The organism is Dorea sp. OM07-5, assembly GCF_003481355.1.
GTDB lineage: Bacteria > Bacillota > Clostridia > Lachnospirales > Lachnospiraceae > Dorea_D > Dorea_D hominis.
The window spans coordinates 69,177-86,944 of sequence record NZ_QUKZ01000005.1; the positions used below are offsets into that span (position 1 = coordinate 69,177).

The 17,768-nt window shown below is 43.6% G+C and carries 21 protein-coding genes; all 21 read right to left on the reverse strand.

From position 1 onward, the window contains the following. Positions 1-40: 40 nt before the first annotated feature. Complete coding sequence (gene spo0A / locus DXC04_RS06265) at positions 41-832, reverse strand: sporulation transcription factor Spo0A (RefSeq protein ID WP_021859972.1); 792 nt, start codon at positions 830-832, stop codon at positions 41-43. 145 nt (positions 833-977) lie between these two features. Further along, on the reverse strand, positions 978-2,036 hold the full coding sequence (spoIVB, locus tag DXC04_RS06270) for a SpoIVB peptidase (protein WP_118660457.1): 1,059 nt from the start codon (positions 2,034-2,036) through the stop codon (positions 978-980). A 149-nt stretch (positions 2,037-2,185) separates the two neighbouring features. Next, on the reverse strand, positions 2,186-3,862 hold the full coding sequence (gene recN / locus DXC04_RS06275; protein WP_118660458.1) for a DNA repair protein RecN: 1,677 nt from the start codon (positions 3,860-3,862) through the stop codon (positions 2,186-2,188). Positions 3,863-3,870: 8 nt separating this feature from the next. Next, positions 3,871-4,320 (reverse strand): arginine repressor, encoded by a 450-nt coding sequence (argR, locus tag DXC04_RS06280; protein WP_117537290.1) that lies wholly within the window; start codon positions 4,318-4,320, stop codon positions 3,871-3,873. Between the two features lie 5 nt (positions 4,321-4,325). Then, a complete protein-coding gene (locus tag DXC04_RS06285; RefSeq protein ID WP_118660460.1) occupies positions 4,326-5,159 on the reverse strand; it encodes an NAD(+)/NADH kinase in 834 nt (277 codons plus the stop codon). Positions 5,160-5,173: 14 nt separating this feature from the next. Then, entirely contained in the window at positions 5,174-5,980 is an 807-nt protein-coding gene (locus tag DXC04_RS06290) for a TlyA family RNA methyltransferase (RefSeq protein WP_021859977.1), read from the reverse strand. Then, on the reverse strand, positions 5,977-7,845 hold the full coding sequence (dxs, locus tag DXC04_RS06295) for a 1-deoxy-D-xylulose-5-phosphate synthase (protein ID WP_118660462.1): 1,869 nt from the start codon (positions 7,843-7,845) through the stop codon (positions 5,977-5,979). Before dxs ends, DXC04_RS06290 begins: the two co-directional genes overlap by 4 nt. A gap of 15 nt (positions 7,846-7,860) precedes the next feature. Then, positions 7,861-8,763: a polyprenyl synthetase family protein gene (locus DXC04_RS06300; RefSeq protein WP_118519272.1), complete on the reverse strand. Its 903-nt coding sequence runs from the start codon at positions 8,761-8,763 to the stop codon at positions 7,861-7,863. Beyond that, complete coding sequence (gene xseB / locus DXC04_RS06305; RefSeq protein ID WP_021859980.1) at positions 8,747-8,962, reverse strand: exodeoxyribonuclease VII small subunit; 216 nt, start codon at positions 8,960-8,962, stop codon at positions 8,747-8,749. Before xseB ends, DXC04_RS06300 begins: the two co-directional genes overlap by 17 nt. Beyond that, positions 8,955-10,166: an exodeoxyribonuclease VII large subunit gene (gene xseA / locus DXC04_RS06310; protein WP_118660464.1), complete on the reverse strand. Its 1,212-nt coding sequence runs from the start codon at positions 10,164-10,166 to the stop codon at positions 8,955-8,957. The genes xseB and xseA overlap by 8 nt, the downstream gene beginning before the upstream one ends. Before the next feature lie 12 nt (positions 10,167-10,178). Beyond that, positions 10,179-10,580 (reverse strand): transcription antitermination factor NusB, encoded by a 402-nt coding sequence (gene nusB / locus DXC04_RS06315; protein ID WP_021859982.1) that lies wholly within the window; start codon positions 10,578-10,580, stop codon positions 10,179-10,181. Then, positions 10,581-10,964: an Asp23/Gls24 family envelope stress response protein gene (locus DXC04_RS06320; protein WP_117537292.1), complete on the reverse strand. Its 384-nt coding sequence runs from the start codon at positions 10,962-10,964 to the stop codon at positions 10,581-10,583. A gap of 120 nt (positions 10,965-11,084) precedes the next feature. After that, entirely contained in the window at positions 11,085-12,689 is a 1,605-nt protein-coding gene (locus tag DXC04_RS06325; protein ID WP_021859984.1) for a peptide chain release factor 3, read from the reverse strand. 120 nt (positions 12,690-12,809) lie between these two features. Beyond that, on the reverse strand, positions 12,810-13,433 hold the full coding sequence (locus tag DXC04_RS06330; RefSeq protein ID WP_118660466.1) for a SpoIIIAH-like family protein: 624 nt from the start codon (positions 13,431-13,433) through the stop codon (positions 12,810-12,812). Positions 13,434-13,451: 18 nt separating this feature from the next. Continuing rightward, positions 13,452-14,045: a hypothetical protein gene (locus DXC04_RS06335; RefSeq protein WP_021859986.1), complete on the reverse strand. Its 594-nt coding sequence runs from the start codon at positions 14,043-14,045 to the stop codon at positions 13,452-13,454. Then, the gene (locus DXC04_RS06340; protein ID WP_021859987.1) at positions 14,029-14,379 is read right to left on the reverse strand and encodes a stage III sporulation protein AF; all 351 of its coding nucleotides are present in this window, start codon (positions 14,377-14,379) and stop codon (positions 14,029-14,031) included. Before DXC04_RS06340 ends, DXC04_RS06335 begins: the two co-directional genes overlap by 17 nt. Positions 14,380-14,387: 8 nt before the next feature. Further along, on the reverse strand, positions 14,388-15,602 hold the full coding sequence (locus DXC04_RS06345; RefSeq protein ID WP_021859988.1) for a stage III sporulation protein AE: 1,215 nt from the start codon (positions 15,600-15,602) through the stop codon (positions 14,388-14,390). Next, positions 15,599-15,985, reverse strand: coding sequence for a stage III sporulation protein AD (gene spoIIIAD / locus DXC04_RS06350; protein WP_021859989.1), 387 nt, complete (start codon positions 15,983-15,985; stop codon positions 15,599-15,601). The genes DXC04_RS06345 and spoIIIAD overlap by 4 nt, the downstream gene beginning before the upstream one ends. 15 nt (positions 15,986-16,000) lie before the next feature. Then, positions 16,001-16,195 (reverse strand): stage III sporulation protein AC, encoded by a 195-nt coding sequence (gene spoIIIAC, locus DXC04_RS06355; RefSeq protein WP_021859990.1) that lies wholly within the window; start codon positions 16,193-16,195, stop codon positions 16,001-16,003. An 11-nt stretch (positions 16,196-16,206) separates the two neighbouring features. After that, the gene (locus DXC04_RS06360) at positions 16,207-16,680 is read right to left on the reverse strand and encodes a stage III sporulation protein AB (RefSeq protein WP_199692530.1); all 474 of its coding nucleotides are present in this window, start codon (positions 16,678-16,680) and stop codon (positions 16,207-16,209) included. A 29-nt stretch (positions 16,681-16,709) separates the two neighbouring features. Continuing rightward, positions 16,710-17,702 carry a stage III sporulation protein AA gene (gene spoIIIAA, locus DXC04_RS06365; RefSeq protein ID WP_021859992.1) on the reverse strand — a complete coding sequence of 331 codons (993 nt, stop codon included), beginning with the start codon at positions 17,700-17,702 and terminating at the stop codon, positions 16,710-16,712. Positions 17,703-17,768: the final 66 nt, after the last annotated feature.

The window sequence follows — 17,768 nt, forward strand, 5'->3', positions numbered from 1 at the left end:
ATACAATCATTATATCGTATTTTTGTCAAGAAGAAAAGTGTTATCTGTTCTTATATTCCAATCGAATCGTATCTGCGATCAGTGCTATGAACTCTGAATTTGTCGGTTTCCCCTTTCCAGTGCTCACCGTATATCCAAACAAATGATCCAGTGTATCCAGTTTTCCTCTGCTCCATGCGACCTCGATCGCATGTCTGATTGCACGCTCTACGCGGCTTGCTGTTGTCTGATGCATCTTGGCAACTGTCGGATACAGCACTTTTGTGATTGCATTTAGCACATCCATATCTTCCACTGCCATGATGATCGCATCTCTAAGGTAATGATACCCTTTGATATGCGCCGGGATTCCGATTTCATGGATCATATCTGTTACCCGGTTTTCAAGCTGCATCTGTGGCTGTGCCGGAAGCACACCACCTTCTTTCGCAACCGGCTTTATATTTTTTGTCATATTCTCTCCGGCATTTTTTATCCTTTTTATCACCGTATCGTTGTGGAACGGTTTCAGAATATAATAACTTGCCCCTTTCTTGAAAGCATCTTCCGTGATCCGTTCCTGTCCGATTGCCGTGATCACAATAAAATCCGGATGCTTTCTTAATTCCTGATCATTGTTTACCTGATCCATAACACTTAGTCCATCCATCTTCGGAAGGATCAGATCCAGTAATACTACATCCGGCTGTTTCTGCCTGATCATTTCATAGGCATCTTCTCCATTGTTGGCTTTTCCGACCAGCTTCAATTCCTTATCCGCATCAATCATATCGCCAAGTAAATCCAAAATTCTCTCATTATCATCAGCAATTGCTACGTTTATCTCATTCATTGCTCGAAATGCCCCCTTTCCGTTTGTCACAGGTTCTTTCTTTTTGTTAATTGTCATTATAAAGAGTGCCAAAATGTAAATCAAGAATTTAATGTCGTAAAAATCTGACGGTTTACGACTGCATTTTCCATTCATTTCCCATGTTCTACCGGGAGAGCATATTTTCTATGAAAATTGCGTAACCTTTTGTCGGATTATTAACCAGTACATGTGTCACCGCACCCACAATTTTTCCATCCTGCAGTAATGGGCTTCCACTCATTCCCTGGACAATGCCACCTGTCACTTTCAGAAGTTCCGGATCTGTCACTTCCAGAAGTATTCCTTTATTTGCTTCTTTCGCTTTTGTATTGATCTCCAGAATACGCACCTCATACTCTTTGACTTTTCCTTCTACAGCACAGCGGATCTTTGCTTTTCCTTTTCGAATCTCTTCTTTTTTTGCCGTTTCTACCGGCTTCTGTTCCGTAAAAAGCGTATCAATCCGTTCGACTTTTCCAAAAATTCCATTTTCCGTATTCTCACTGATTTTTCCAAGGATATTGTAGTTATTGTAAACAATGATTCCTTCCATGCCGCCGGGTGTTCCGTATTTTCCTTTCTGGATATCGCGAATACTCGTCGCATACACCCTGCCTTCTGAAATACTTAAAAGCTTATTCGTATCTACATCATGAATACCATGACCGAGCGCTCCGAAATGGCTGTCCGCATCCAGATACGTGATTGTCCCAAGTCCCTGTGCATTATCTCTCACCCAGATTCCGAGCTTGTATTCTTTTTTTACATCCCTGACTGCTTTTGTTTTAATCCGGATATTTTCACGGTTCCGCCGGATTGTAAGGACAACTTCCTCTTCTTTCAGTTTTTTCATCTCTTCGATCAGTTCATTTTTAGTCTTTACTGTTGCATTATTGACTTTCTGGATATAATCTCCTGCCTTTACAAGATGACCGGAGGGATTCTCTTTCACGCCGTCCTCACGCTCAATTGCATCTGTTCCAAGCACCATAACACCTTTTGTCTCCAGATAAATACCGATTGGCATCCCGCCAGGTATCACCAGCTTCTTGTCCATCGGACTGGCATTTACCTCCCTTTCAAAATCTTTCTGTCTTAATCGGATATAAGAATAGCTGCCACCTACTGACAATACAAAAACAAGTATTATGATCCACATTTTACGCCACCAGTATTTCCGCATAGTTTTCGCCCTCTCCCATTTATAATAAATCGAGCAGGCTGACTCCTGTCCGATTCGTATATCAGCACTTATCGCTATAATTCATAACATAAATAAAGATGGATATCACAAATGTAATATCCATCTTAGTATATGTTTCTTTTTCAATTCTATGCTTTCATCTGTCTTGCAAGTGTCTTCATTTCTTTCGCATTTTCTCTGACTGCATCTGTAATTTTTGCTCCACCTAAGATTCTTGCCAGTTCTTCTACCGACTCTTCTTCCGTAAGCTCGTGGATCCCGGTTGTCGTATCCAGATTGCCGACTGTCTTCTCAATCATGAAATGGTGATCTGCCATCGCTGCGATCTGCGCAAGATGTGTAATACAAATGACCTGATGATTCCTTCCGATCAGTGCCATTTTCTCAGAAACTTTCTGTGCAGTGCGCCCGCTGATTCCCACATCAATCTCATCAAAGATCAATGTCTCTGTGTCATCTTTGTCCGCCAACACGGTTTTGATCGCCAGCATAATGCGCGACAATTCGCCACCAGATGCAACATTCGTAAGTGGTCTTACCGGCTGTCCCGGATTCATTGAAATCATGAATTCCACTTCATCCATTCCTGCCGGAGTACATGCATCAAGAGTGCGAAACTGAATCTCAAATTTTACATCTGCGAAGTTCAGCTCTTTTAAGCTCTCCCTAATAGATTTCTCCAGCGTTTTTGCCTGTTTTCTGCGGATTTCAGACAATTTTCCAGCTGTCTTTTCCATCTTTTCTTTTGCTTTCTGACAGTTTTCATTCAAACTGCGAATGTAATTTTCATAGTCTTCCAACTTCTTTATTTTCTCCTGCTGCTCATCATAATATGACAGAATATCCGAAATCTGACTGCCATATTTTAATTTGAGATGATTGATCTCGTTGAGTCTCTGTTCCGTCTCATAAAGTTCCTCTTCAGAACATTCACAGGAATCCCTGTATTCAGACAAATCTCTGTTGAAATCATTTAACAGACTGTCAATCTCCGACAACTGGTCAAAAAGTCCCTGCACGGTATCATCGTAATCGCGGATTTCTCCAAGTGCACGGATTGCCCGACTTAAGCTTTCGCTTGCATTTCCTTCTTCCTGGCTGGTAAATGCATAGGCCTCTGCCGCCCCGTCTGCGAGCTTCTTACTGTTGACTATAAAACGATAAGCCGTCTCCAGCTCTACATCTTCCCCTTCACGAAGCTCTGCCTTTTCGATCTCTTCCGTTTCAAACTGCAGAAAAGAAAGCTCTTTGGCTCTGGACGCCTCATCCTGATCTGCCTCTTCCAGTTCTTTCATCCAGCTCCGGTACTCCCGGTAGTTTTCAGTTATCTTTTTTTTCAGTTCACTGATTTCATCCTTGGCAAATGCATCCACAATTGCCAGATGATTCTTCTTGTAGAGAAGTGACTGATGCTCGTGCTGTCCGTGAATGTCTATCAGCACCGATGCCACTTCTTTTAAAAGTGTCATCGTCACAGTCTCTCCATTGATCCGGCTTACACTTCTGCCTTCCATCAGACGTCTGGAGAGAACTACCATTCCATCTTCCGGGTAGACATCCAGTTCTTTCAGCCTGTGCAGTTGCTTTGCATTTTCAATCTGAAAGTTCAATTCAACAAATCCATATTCTGCTCCTTTGCGGAGCATATCTTTGCTGTATCTGGCTCCAAGCGCCAGATTGACAGATCCTAAAATAATAGATTTACCTGCTCCTGTCTCACCGGTCAGAATATTCAGTCCGTCTTTTAACTCTACTTCGATCTCATCGATCAATGCAAGATTTTTCACATATAAACGTTGTAACATGCAGCCTCCTACAAGACAATTTTTCGAATCTTATCCATCACTTTCACAGTATCTTCCACACTTCTGACTGCACACATGATCGTATCATCCCCCGCAATACTTCCGACAATCTCTGTCCATTTCATTGCATCCAGCGCAGCACATACTGCCATTGCCATTCCTGCAACTGTTTTGATCACAAGAATATTCTGTGCCATGTCCATAGATACATATCCGTCTCTTAAAATACGGATATATTTTTCACTCATGCCATTTTCCGTCCCCTGATGGATTGCATAACACTGCTTTCCATTTTCAGACGGAACTTTTGTCAACTTCAGATCACGGATATCCCGTGATACCGTTGCCTGCGTAACTTTGAATCCTTCCTTATTCAGATGATCTGCAAGTTCTTCCTGCGTCTCGATCTGAAATTTACTAATCAGTTCAATAATTTTCGCATGTCTGTTTACTTTCATGACCATTAATTTCCTTTCATTTTTCTACGCAATGTTTCCAGAAAACTGACTTTATTCAGTCTTAAGATCTCTGTTCTGGTAGCGGATCTGCGGATGGTAATCCGCTCTCCTGTATGCATCATAAGCATCTGGGCTCCGTCAAAAGATACCAGCACTTCCTCTTCTGTACCGTTTCTGCCTTCTCCGATCTCAATCTCAATCTCATCTTCACCGGATAAAATCACACTGCTCGTATTCAGTGCATGCGAACAGATCGGTGTGACTACAAGCAGCGATGCTGTCGGTTCTACGATCGGTCCGCCCGCAGAGAGATTGTATGCGGTAGAGCCGGTCGGTGTCGAGATAATGATTCCGTCCGCTTCATAGCAGTTCAGCAATTCTCCATTTACCCATATACGGAAATGAATGATGCGAATTCCACCGTTTCTTGATACAACAATATCATTCAGTGCAACGTCCTTCACAGACGCTCCGTATACTGCTTCCAGCATCATTCTGGATTCCAGCGTATATTCTCCTCTCAATAGCTTCTCAATGGATTCGTCCAGATCTGTAAGCTCTACTTCTGTCAGATAACCGAGTGTTCCCATATTTACCCCAAGCATCGGAACATCCCTGTCATGCAGAATCCTTGCAGCTTCGATAAAACTGCCATCGCCTCCAATTACGATCACACAGTCAATGCCATCCGGAATACTCTCTTCAATTATTTTCTTTTCTTCATCTTTACGACAAACCGAACAGATTTTGCCGTAATCCTCGATTATTTTTTTTATGTGTCTTGTCACAGAATGATCTTTGTCTTTTCCATCATTCGTGACAATGAATATATGCTCCATATCTGTTACCTGTATTATTTGGTCAGGGATTCAAATGCACGCTTTGTTATTGCTTCTATATCGAAATTTTCTGAAATCTCTGCCTGTCCTTTACTTTTTTTCAAGTGTACAAGGTACTCAATATTTCCCTCCGGTCCGCGGATCGGTGAAAATTCCAGTTCCAGTACATCAAAACCGATGGAAACTGCATATGCCGTAACCATCTCAATGACTTCTACATGGGTACTTCGTTCTCTTACGACACCTTTTTTTCCGACTTTCTCTCTTCCTGCCTCGAACTGTGGTTTGATAAGCGCAACAATCTCCCCGTCTTCTGTCAGGTAATTGTAGATCGGAAGAAGCACTTTCGTAAGCGAAATAAATGACACATCAATGGACGAAAACTGTACCGGTTCCCCAATATCTTCCGGTGTCACGTAACGGATATTTGTCTTTTCCATGCAGACAACACGGTCATCCTGTCTTAATTTCCAGTCAAGCTGACCACGTCCGACATCAATCGCAAATACTTTGACTGCACCATTCTGTAGCATACAGTCTGTAAATCCACCTGTTGAAGATCCGACATCCGTGCATGTCTTTCCTTTTACACTAACGTCAAAATTCTTCAGTGCTTTTTCGAGTTTCAATCCGCCGCGGCTGACGTATGGCAGTGTATGTCCGCGCACTTCAATCTTGCTTTCCTCTTTAAATAATGTTCCCGGTTTGTCTTCTTTCTGGTCATCCACATAGACATTACCGGACATGATGATCGCCTTGGCTTTTTCTCTGGACGCCGCCAGATTACGCTTTACAAGCAAGACATCCAAACGTTCTTTCATATCTGTAACTCCTTATATGTTTCCATGATTTTCTCTGTCACTGACTGTGCATCAATACCAGTCTCTTTGCGAAGCACTTCCACACTTCCGTGTTCTACATAATTATCCGGAAGTGCAATCGGCAGAACGTGGCAGGAAAGCTGTTTTCTCGCTGCACATTCCAGCACCTGCATTCCATAGCCGCCAGTTATAACATTTTCTTCCAGTACAGCGATCAGTTTGTGATTTTTTGCAAGCCTTGCAATACATTCTTCATCTATCGGCTTTACAAAACGTCCGTTTACGAGCGTGCAGGAATACCCTGCATCTTTGAGATTCTTTCGTACTTTTACCGCTTCTTCAAACATATGTCCCATACTGATGAGTGCGATCCCACTCTCCTCGCAGATCATCTCGCTTTTGCCATATTCGATCGGTGCACGATATTCAACATACTGATCGTACGCTGCACCTCTTGGATACCGGATTGCAACTGGGCCGTCAGATTTCAGTGCAAAGCGAAGCATGTCTGCCAGTTCCCATTTATGTTTAGGTGACATCACTGTCATATTCGGAATACTGCTTAAAAATGACAGGTCAAAAATTCCCTGATGTGTCTCTCCGTCACTTCCGACCAGTCCTGCTCGGTCAACGGCAAATACAACAGGGAGCTTCTGAAGTCCCACGTCATGGATGATCTGGTCATATGCTCTCTGCAGAAAAGAAGAATAAACCGCCACAACCGGACGCATGCCTCCCGCTGCAAGTCCTGCCGCAAATGTCACAGCATGCTCTTCTGCAATTCCTACATCAAAAAAACGATCAGGGAACATACTGTGGAAACGGGACAACCCGGTTCCATCTTCCATTGCAGCTGTAATTGCTGTAATGTCCGGATTCTCTTTTGCTTCTGCACACATAACTTTTCCAAACACATCGGTATAGGTATCCTTTTTCTTCTTCTCTGATACCTCACCTGTCGCAATGTCAAACGGGCTAATGCCATGGAATTTGCCTGGATGTTCTTCTGCCGGCGTATAACCTTTGCCTTTCTTCGTCAGAACATGGACAAGAACCGGTCCCTCTATTCTCCGTGCTTCGGAAAATACACGGCAAAGCGTAGGAAGATCATGTCCTTTTACCGGTCCGAGATATGTAATTCCCATATCTTCAAAAAACATACCCGGAACAATCAGCTGTTTGATACTGCTCTTCGTCCGGCGGATCTGTTCGATCAGAGAATCCCCGACCTTCGGGATCTTCTCAAGCGTCGTTGTCACGCCTTTCTTCAACCCGGTATAAAAATCTGCTGTCCGGATCTTTGCCAGATATCTGGACATTCCTCCGACATTTTCAGAGATCGACATATGATTGTCATTCAGCACAATAATAAAATTACTGTTCAACTGGGACGCATTATTAAGCGCCTCAAACGCCATTCCACCCGTCATCGAACCATCACCGATCACGGAAATCACACTATAGTCTTCTCCTTTCAGGTCTCTCGCTCTTACATAGCCAAGACCTGCTGATATGGACGTAGAGCTGTGTCCGGTATCAAATGCATCACAATCGCTCTCCTTACGCTTCGGGAACCCACTCATGCCGCCGTATTTACGCAGGTTTTCGAAACCATCTTTTCTTCCGGTCAGAATCTTATGGGTATAAGACTGGTGTCCGACATCCCAGATAATCTTATCTTCCGGCATTTGGAATACAAGGTGCATTGCCATTGTAAGCTCTATAACGCCAAGATTCGATGCGAGATGTCCACCTGTCTTGCTGACCGTCTCTACAAGAAATTCACGAATCTCCTCTGCCAGTACCGGGAGTTCCTCTTTTTTTAAATTCTTTATATCATTTGCTTTCTGAATTCGTTCCAACATCACGAACGTCCTCTCTTATTTCACTCTATGGATCAGTTTGATGATCAACTCTTCCAGATAATCATTCTCTCCCGGAAGTTCATGTAAAAGAGCAATTGCTTCTTTTGATCTTTCTTCTACAACTGCTGATGCTTTCTCTATACCATACAGAGTTACATATGTAGTCTTCTCATTCTTCTCATCACTGTGGATTGGCTTTCCAAGCACTTCTTCCGTACTTGTCACATCCAAAATGTCATCCTGTACCTGGAATGCGATACCGATATTCGATGCCATCTGCTCAACTTTTTCAAGCTCCTCATCTGTAGCACCTGCAAGGATCGCTCCAACCATCATAGATGCTTCGATCAGCGCAGATGTCTTCAGTTCATAGATCGTATCCAATACTTCCCTGTCGATCTGTTTTCCGGTCTCTTTTACATCAATGACCTGTCCTCCGATCATTCCATGAATGCCGGCTTTTTCCCCCAACACCTGAAGTGCTTTTCCAATCTTAAGGCTGTCCTGAGGACAAAGCTCAAATGCGTGAAACGCAGTCTCAAATGCATAATTTAAAAGTGCATCTCCCGCAAGGATTCCCATATCTTCGCCATACACAACATGGGTAGTCTTTCTACCTCTTCTGTAATCGTCATTATCCATCGCCGGCAGATCGTCATGCACAAGGGAATACGTGTGAATCATCTCAATTGCTGCCATAAACGGTTCGATCGCTTTCATTGTTCCTCCAAAAAGCCGGAATACTTCCTGCATCATCATCGGACGAAGCCTCTTGCCACCTGCCATCAGACTATATTCCATAGCCTCCGTGATAATCTTCTGATAACCACTCTGCACCGGCAGATATTCCCGCAGTAATTGTTCTATCTCTATTACCTTTTCCTGTTGTAACTGTGCAAAATTATTGTTCAAACTCATGCGTTTCTCCTTCATTATCCAGCACCAGTATCTTTTTCTCTACTTTATCTATCTTTTCATTACACATCTTAAGTGTATCCACGCCTTTATGATACAGTGCAAAAGCTTCTTCCAAAGAGACCTCACCCTGCTCCATCTCCCGGATCACATCTTCCAGTTGTGTAAATAACTTTTCCAGAGTCTGTTCTTTCTCAGCCATGTCTCTCCTCCTTCGTCTCTTCTGCACATACTTTGATCGTACCATCCGTGACATAGATTGTAAGCTTATCTCCCACGTCTACCTGTCCGATTCTTTTCACTGCTTTTCTGTCTGCTGTTTCTACGTAAGAAAATCCTTGATTCAGCTTTTCAAGCGGAGACAGCTTCTTCATTTTCTCCAGATCAACCGTAAAGCGCATCTTATTCTTCTGCAGACTGTTCTCCATAAGAAGACGCAGTTTCTCTTCGTAATCTACTATGCGTTGTCTGTAATCACGCACCTGATTTTCCGGATGGAGATACATAAGCTTCGTCTGATATTCCCGCAGACGCAGACGCTGCATACGAATCTGCTGTTCCAGAAGTCTTGTAGCTTTCTCACGATATTCAATCATCGTCCGTTCTGTCAAGCGATAGTCATAAACTGCAAGTTCTGCAGCCGCAGACGGTGTCGGTGCCCGAAGATCCGCCACATAATCAGCGATTGTCGTGTCTGTCTCATGTCCGACTGCGGAAATCACAGGTGTCTCACATTCAAAAATCGCTCTTGCAACTGCTTCTTCGTTAAACGCCCACAGATCTTCGATCGATCCGCCTCCACGTCCAACAATCATTACATCTACGCCATATGCATCCAGTGTCTGTATTCCTGTAACAATACTCTGCACTGCACCTTCGCCCTGCACAAGCGCCGGATACAGGATCAGCTGTACAAATGGATTCCGCCGCGAAGAAATATTCATAATATCCCGGATCGCAGCGCCGGTCGGTGCTGTCACAATTCCAACAGTTTTCACAAAAGACGGAATCGTTTTCTTATATTCAGGGGCGAACATCCCCATCTCACCAAGCTCCTGTTTCAGTGCCTGAAAACGTTCATAGAGTACTCCTTCGCCATCCAGACGAATCTCTCTTGCATAAAGCTGGTAAGAACCACTTCTTTCATAAACACTGATTCCGCCAAATACAACAATCTGCTGCCCTTCTCTCATATGAAAAGCGAGCCCGCCTCGCTGCCCGGCAAACATAACGCAGGCAATCGTTCCGGACTCGTCCTTTAACGAAAAATATATATGTCCCGATGTGTGGTATTTACAGTTGGATACTTCGCCTTTTACATAGATACGGTTCAGCATATAATCCTGCGTAAACATATTCTTAATATATGCATTTACCTGTCTGACCGTATATACGTTCTGTGTCATGCTACACCTCTTCTACGCCTTTGCCAGTTTTGCAAGCACGCCATTTACGAAAGACGGACCTTCGTCACTGCTGTATTTTTTAGCAAGTTCTACTGCCTGATCGATCGCAACACCAACCGGAACCTCATCGTCCCATTTCATCTCATAGACTGCGACACGCAGGATGCTTAAGTCTACTTTGTTCATACGACTTGTCTTCCAGCCTTTCGTATGTGTATTGAGCAGCGCATCAATCTCTTCTCTCTTCTCGGCAATATGTTCTGCTTTCTCACGGATGTACTCCATGTCTCTTTCTTTTACATCATCCAGCTGTTCAAAATAAAGCTGGATCTGCTCCGGAATCTCTTCGCCTTCATTAAAATCCAATCCGAAAACCATCCGGAAAATGTGTTCTCTTAATTCTGATCTTCTCACTTAGTCTTCCTCCGGTACTTTCACGCCTGCAACGCGAATATTCACATCTGCAACTTCCAGTCCTGTCATGTTCTCGATGGAAGATTTGACCTTCTCCTGTACTTTTACAGAAATGTCTTTGACTCCATATCCGTATAATAAATTGAGTGTCAGGGATACTGTAACAATACCGTCCAGAACATCTACTTTCACGCCTTTGGAAAGAGACTTCATTCCAAGCTTACTGATCAGTTCTCTTGTTGCATTGCCTGCCATAGAAGCAACACCCTCTACTTCCATCGCAGCCAGTCCTGCGATGATTGCAACAACTTCATCTGCAATCTTCACTTCTCCGATGTTGGCGTCATTTTTTATTGTATAAGCATTTCTTTCTTCTTTTCCCATTTCAGAAACCTCCTGTCTGGTTTATTCGTTCTTATCATTATAACAAATTTCTATTCTTTTGCAAATAGCCAGCACAAAAAACTTCCATCTGCCGACTTCCTTTTCTCGCAATCTCCCGGATTAAGATCTTCCAAACTCCTCCAGTATCAGTCCGTCGTTTCTTTCCTGTGTCATACGGATGCTCCACTCATTTACAAACAGAAGCAGCGGTCTTCCTTTGAGATCCTTGATCTTCTTCATATCCGATGTTCCGGAAAGTTTGTCCATATCCACTTCCTCATTGCCGATCCAGCGGATGTATTCATATGGAAGACTGTCCATACGGATCTCTACGTTATACTCATTCTCCAGACGATATTTTAATACGTCAAACTGCAGAACACCGACAACGCCGACGATAATCTCTTCCATGCCTGTATTGTATTCCTGGAAGATCTGAATCGCACCTTCCTGCGCAATCTGGTTGACCCCCTTGATAAACTGTTTTCTCTTCATCGTATCTACCTGACGGACTCTTGCAAAATGCTCCGGTGCAAATGTCGGGATACCTTCATATGCATACCTCTTTGCTGAAGTCGTCAGTGTATCACCGATTGAGAAAATGCCCGGATCAAACACACCGATAATGTCTCCGCCATAAGCTTCCTGCACCAGATGTCTCTCGCTAGCCATCATCTGCTGTGGCTGCGACAGACGTACCTTCTTGCCGCCCTGAATATGGAACACATCCATTCCTGCCTCGAATTTACCGGAACAGATACGCATAAATGCGATACGGTCTCGGTGCGCCTTGTTCATATTTGCCTGAATTTTAAATACAAATGCTGAGAAATCTTCTTCCTCCATCGGATCAATGAGACCTGCATCTGATTTTCTCGGAAGCGGTGAAGTTGTCATTGCAAGGAAATGCTGAAGGAATGTCTCTACACCGAAGTTCGTAAGTGCAGATCCGAAAAATACCGGTGAAAGTTCTCCCTTGCTGACCAGCTCCTGATCGAACTCGGCTCCTGCACCGTCCTGCAGTTCAATCTCTTCTTCTAACTGGCTCTTCTGATCCGCTGTAATAAGATCTGCAATCTCCGGATCGTCAATATCGATCTTGCGCACCTCACCTTGTGTTGTTCCTTTTCTTGTATCTGAGAACAGCTCGACTTTCTTTGTATTTCTGTCATAGACACCGCGGAACTCCTTACCGGAACCGATTGGCCAGTTTACCGGACAGGTTGCGATTCCCAGCTCGTTCTCGATATCATCTAATAATTCAAATGTATCCATCGCTTCGCGGTCCATCTTATTGATAAAAGTAAAAATCGGGATATGACGCATCGTACATACTTTGAACAGTTTTCTTGTCTGCGCCTCTACACCTTTGGATGCATCAATGACCATTACAGCTGAGTCTGCCGCCATCAGAGTACGGTAGGTATCCTCCGAGAAATCCTGATGTCCCGGTGTATCCAGGATGTTGATACAGAATCCATCATAATTAAACTGTAATACCGATGAAGTTACAGAAATACCTCTTTCCTTCTCAATCTCCATCCAGTCTGATACTGCATGCTTTGCTGTTGCCTTTCCCTTGACACTTCCTGCCTGGTTAATGGCTCCTCCGTAAAGCAGGAACTTCTCTGTTAAAGTTGTCTTACCTGCATCGGGATGGGAAATAATTGCAAACGTTCTTCGTTTTTTAATCTCATTTGTTATTTCATTTGTTATCTCTGACATATATTCCAACACTCCTACATTAGTATATCCGTTTATAGACACTGTTAATCAGTATAACATATCCTCTGTAAATGCTCAAACAAAAATCCCGCTGCTGCGGGATTTTCCATATATTTTATTCTATTTTTTACTGCCTGCCGGTGTGATCACAATATTTTCAGCTGCCATTCCGGTCTTCCTTATAACAATGTCTTCAATTTGTGCCCGGTTTGCTTCACTTAATTCTTTGGCATTTACCACAACATCTGCGGATTCTTCGGAAAGACTGACTACACTGTCTGTAAATCCTTTGGCAGAAAGCATCGTCTCCGCAGCTGCCTCTTTTTCTGCAATTTTTGTAAGCTCAACCATTTCATTTACCGCTTTTTTCTTCTGCTCTCCTGTCAGTTGTTTATTGTCTATGATCTCCTGCAGGGACTCTTTATTTTTAGCCCGCACCTGTTCTCTTGTGATCTTTGCCTGTGATACGATGGATGTGGCATCTCCTCCTGTCAGTACCGCCTCGCCCGGCGTACTCGTCTGCGCTTCATTATCCCCGTCCTGACTCTTAATATCCGAGGATGCACTCTGACTGTCCTCCTGTGAAATATCCAGAAGTTCCTGACTTGCCACTTCACTTCCTGTCTCACTGGATTTTGCCTTATCCGGGAACAGGCGTCCGGAATAATTCAAATATCCTGCTGCCGCTATCATCACCGCCAACGCTGCAATGATCACCTGATTTTTCTTAAACACTCGTTTCACGTTCTCTCCTCCTGCCTTTTATGGTTTCTGATTCTTTTTCATTATTCTAATCTTATGCGTGTCTATTCCAAATAATGCCTGCACCGCTTCCGTAATATGTTTAGCTACTTCAGGATTATCACCCCCTGTGGCAAGCACGACAACACCTTCAACCTGCGGTGTCAGTTCTTTCGTTACATATGGGCTGTCTCCATTACTGTTTTGCTTTTTATATACCGTTTCTTCAGACAGGGAATCTTTATCTGTCGTACGCTCTCCGCCCTGATGATCGGACTCTTTTACCTGCTCACTCTGAGTGTCACGATCTTTCTCTATCACTTTTTCCGCTGTTGATGCAAGTGTCAGCATCACTTTCACTTCTCCGGCGCCATCCATCTGCGACAACATTTCTTCCAGTTCCTGTTCCATCTCTTTTGTATAACTTTCACGGTCTGTTATCACGCTCTGCCCGGTTCTGCTTCCGACAGTTTTCCTATTTTCTTTTTCCTTACCGGCAGGCAATGTAATAACTAATAAGAGTACTCCGGTAAGAAACAGGATTAGAAGCTGGTCCTTCTTCAGTTTTTCCCCTTTCCACAGCAATTCTTTTAACATCTTAAGGCTGAACTTCAATCTCTTTCACCTCTATTTTTTTCTGCTCATCCTGCGCTTTCCCGTTTTCTACTGCATCTGCTGTTTCCGTCATCTGCTTCCGGACTTTTGTTTCTGTCTTCTGAAGCTTATCCTGAAACTCCTGCCAGTCTGCATCCTGCAAAATCTCTGTCTTCAAGTCGCCTGCGTGCACCGTCTTAAGGACCGGGGTAAGAAGCAGTGCAATCAACACAAGTCCTGTAAAAAAACGGATATATTTCCGGTAATCGCTGTCCGGAAGCATTTGTAAAAGAGCCGTTACAAGAACCAGATAAAAGCTTAAGTTCTTCACCCATTCATAGATTTTGTCGATCATTTCCCCTCCTATTCTCCGGTTGTAGCTGCGACCACAACAATTGTCAGAAGAAATAAAAGCCCTGTTGTAAACAGCACACGCATAAAAAGCCGTAGTCCGTCTCCCACACTTTCAATACAGCCAATCACACGCGCATCGGAAACCGGCTGCAGAAGAGCCGCCGTGAATTTATAAAGTAGCACGACCAGCCCGACTTCTACGAGCGGAACCAAACATAAGAGTACCGCAAACAGTGCGCCCACGACTCCAATTCCATTTTTGACCAGTACGAGTGTACCAATCGTCACTTCCGCAGCGCCGCCCAGAAGATCCCCCACACCCGGTATGGCTTCCATTCCTCTTGTCACAAGACTCTGCTTCACATCATCGACGGACGGACCGATCAGTCCCTGCACCAGATTCCATCCGACTACAGCAGCCAACATTGTCCGGAGCGTCCAGGAAACAAGCATTTCCAGAAAGCCGGCAAATTTGCTCAGATAATCTTCTTTCGAAAGATAATTGAGCAGTCTCAATATCATGTAAATATGGATCATCGGCAGCAGGATCTTGGCAATTACAAGTTCTACCAGATAAATAATAAAAAGCACAAGCTGATAAAATGCGATCGCTGTTACACTGCCTTTCGCAATCGCTACAGCAAGAAAATACAGCGGGCAAAATACACCCATAAATGCAGTCAGTCCTTCTACACCGGTGCTTACCCATTCCGTTACCGCAAGAAATACTTTCAGACACAATGCGATCAGCAAAAGATACAGAACATAGAAGCCGGTTTCTGAGAGCTGGCCGCTTTCAAACACCTGTGAAAAATTATGAAACAATGCCGCCAGAAATGCCAGAAATACAATCGGAATCAGATATTTTCTTCCGCTTTCCACAGCCTGAAAAAGCTTGTCTCTTAACATTTTTCCTGCCTGGCTTAAAAATTCTTCATAATCCCCTTCTGTAATTTTCCGGAGCATCTCTTCTAAATTATAATTCTTTTCCGGAAACATCTGATCTATGTAGTTCTGCATCTCATCAAAGGAAAACTGCTGTATCCATTTTTCTGTCTCTGTCTGTGCATCTTCTGATATCCCTGTTTCATATGCCGGTTCTGCTGCATACACATATTCCATCTGAAAACCTGCCGGAAATCCAGTCAACAGTATAAACAGGATTGTAAGTCCAGGTACTATTTTCCCACAGCGCATCTTTTTCTGTTTAACCTTTCTTCTCATGACAACACCTTCCGGATCGTGTCCAGAATCGCAAGAAGCACCGGAAAACTAAGTACCATGATTGCAAGTTTCCCGAAAATCTCAATCTGTCTTGCAATCGTCTGATATCCCGCATCTTTGCAAATGTTCGATGCAAATTCTGCCACATAAGTAATTCCAAGCATTTTGAACAATGTTCCCATATACATATCATCAACCGATATATATGTACCGATTTTTCGTATTACTTCCGCGATTGTTTCTATTTTCTCGAGTACAGAAAAGAAAATAAGAAGACTCAGCGCTATGCTGATATAGATTCCATACTCCGGTTTCTGCGCTTTAAACTGCACAGCAAGAAGCATACCTGCAACAGCAGCTGCGCAAATCTGTATGATACTCATATGCCCCCTTCTTTCCTACAGGTAAAATAACTGCCGGATATTCTGAAACAACTGGTAAATGTATGGCACGATCCAGAACAATACAAGCAGAAGTCCTGCAAAGCTTGTTAAAAATGCCTGTTCTTCCCTGCCACTATGTTTCAGCACCTGACTGAGTACCGATACTAAAATCCCGACAGCCGCAATCTTAAATATCAGATTTACATCCATCTCTTCCTCCTTCAGATCAGAAGCACGACTGTCAGAATCCCGCCCATGATCCCCATAAGATAATAAAGTCTCATCTTCGTGTACATCTGTTTCTGTATCTGCCTTAACGATTCCTCCACTTTCTCTTCATACAGCTCCAGAGAACGGATCTGCATCTTAAGATCCAGATTTCCAAGTCTTGCACCGACTTCTTTCAGATTCTCTTTTTCTTTTCTTGAAATCATCAGACCCACAAGACAGACATCTGCCGATTCCTGCCATATTTTTACGAATCGTTTTTCTTTTTTACATCGCATTTCATTTCTCATCATAAGAAGCCAGTTACGGTACGGATCTTCACATTTTTCTGCAACGGATGCAAACACTTCTTCCAGGCTGGACCTGGCATAGCAGATCTCACTTTTTAATAAAGAAATAAGATACCGTATCTTTTGCAGTTCTTCGTATTCCTCACGAATCTTATGTGCATGCCTTGTCCCTTCCATGGAAGCCGAGAAAAGGATAAGAAAAGCGCCTATGGCTTTCCACATTTTTCATCACCTGCCATGCCGGTATAGCCCGCTGTGTTGGACTGTCCGACAAAAGAATACAGTGTATTCCCCCTGTCATCATAGATGCCGCCAACTTCACCGACTTTTCCTTCTCCTGATAAGACAATATATCTTTCAAAACGCTTCTGTTTGATCAATGTGCCAAGTACCGGCTTTCTCTTCACTTCCTGCATGGATTCTCCATGTACGGTCGCAAGCATTTTGCAGCCACAGTGCATTGCATACTCTATGGCATGTACATCCTGCGCCGTGCCGATTTCATCAACTGCTACGACTTCCGGTGTCATGGAACGGATGAGCATGATCATTCCTTCTGCCTTCGGGCAGGCGTCCAGGATGTCTGTCCGCATCCCGACATGATTCTGCGCAACACCCTGATAACATCCTCCGATTTCCGAACGTTCATCTACAATACCCACTGTTTTCCCGCTGATGTATGTATTCCCTTCCGAAATCTGCCTTACAATATCACGCAGAAGTGTTGTTTTTCCCTGTCCCGGTGGTGACACGATCAGGGTGTGAAAAAGCGATCGGTTTCGTGTTATATATGGAAAAATCCAATCGGCACATCCCATCACTTCATGGGCTATCCGGATATTTACGGACGAAATATATTTTAGATTCTTCACATGTCCTCCTTCTAAAATCGCCTGTCCTGCAAAACCAATCCTGTGCCCGCCCTCCACAGTCAGAAATCCCTGCCTCATCTCTTCTTCGTATGCATACAGCGAATAATGGCTCACATATTCCAGCAATTCCCGCACTTCTTCTTTTGTCGCAATATAAGGTCTCCCCCACTCATCTTTCAGCATATATTCCCTGCCATCCTGAAAATAAAAAACCGGCTTCTCAATGCGTACTTTGATCTCCTGCAGTTTTTCATAATCTTTCACGATCTTCTGCATCTGGATTCTTAATTTCCCCGGTAGTAACGATAAGATACATTCTTCTTTCATGTTTTGTCCACCTCTTATCTCCAATATATGCCCGGGACAGTTATTTATTCCTGAAATCCACAAAGG

Coding starts and splice junctions, on each gene's coding strand:
- spo0A (WP_021859972.1), bottom strand. CDS start 832: ATGAATGAGATAAACGTAGCAATTGCTGATGATAATGAGAGAATTTTG.
- spoIVB (WP_118660457.1), bottom strand. CDS start 2,036: ATGCGGAAATACTGGTGGCGTAAAATGTGGATCATAATACTTGTTTTT.
- recN (WP_118660458.1), bottom strand. CDS start 3,862: ATGTTACAACGTTTATATGTGAAAAATCTTGCATTGATCGATGAGATC.
- argR (WP_117537290.1), bottom strand. CDS start 4,320: ATGAAAGTAAACAGACATGCGAAAATTATTGAACTGATTAGTAAATTT.
- DXC04_RS06285 (WP_118660460.1), bottom strand. CDS start 5,159: ATGGAGCATATATTCATTGTCACGAATGATGGAAAAGACAAAGATCAT.
- DXC04_RS06290 (WP_021859977.1), bottom strand. CDS start 5,980: ATGAAAGAACGTTTGGATGTCTTGCTTGTAAAGCGTAATCTGGCGGCG.
- dxs (WP_118660462.1), bottom strand. CDS start 7,845: ATGTTGGAACGAATTCAGAAAGCAAATGATATAAAGAATTTAAAAAAA.
- DXC04_RS06300 (WP_118519272.1), bottom strand. CDS start 8,763: ATGAGTTTGAACAATAATTTTGCACAGTTACAACAGGAAAAGGTAATA.
- xseB (WP_021859980.1), bottom strand. CDS start 8,962: ATGGCTGAGAAAGAACAGACTCTGGAAAAGTTATTTACACAACTGGAA.
- xseA (WP_118660464.1), bottom strand. CDS start 10,166: ATGACACAGAACGTATATACGGTCAGACAGGTAAATGCATATATTAAG.
- DXC04_RS06320 (WP_117537292.1), bottom strand. CDS start 10,964: ATGGGAAAAGAAGAAAGAAATGCTTATACAATAAAAAATGACGCCAAC.
- DXC04_RS06325 (WP_021859984.1), bottom strand. CDS start 12,689: ATGTCAGAGATAACAAATGAAATAACAAATGAGATTAAAAAACGAAGA.
- DXC04_RS06340 (WP_021859987.1), bottom strand. CDS start 14,379: ATGATCGACAAAATCTATGAATGGGTGAAGAACTTAAGCTTTTATCTG.
- DXC04_RS06345 (WP_021859988.1), bottom strand. CDS start 15,602: ATGAGAAGAAAGGTTAAACAGAAAAAGATGCGCTGTGGGAAAATAGTA.
- spoIIIAD (WP_021859989.1), bottom strand. CDS start 15,985: ATGAGTATCATACAGATTTGCGCAGCTGCTGTTGCAGGTATGCTTCTT.
- spoIIIAC (WP_021859990.1), bottom strand. CDS start 16,195: ATGGATGTAAATCTGATATTTAAGATTGCGGCTGTCGGGATTTTAGTA.
- DXC04_RS06360 (WP_199692530.1), bottom strand. CDS start 16,680: ATGGAAGGGACAAGGCATGCACATAAGATTCGTGAGGAATACGAAGAA.
- spoIIIAA (WP_021859992.1), bottom strand. CDS start 17,702: ATGAAAGAAGAATGTATCTTATCGTTACTACCGGGGAAATTAAGAATC.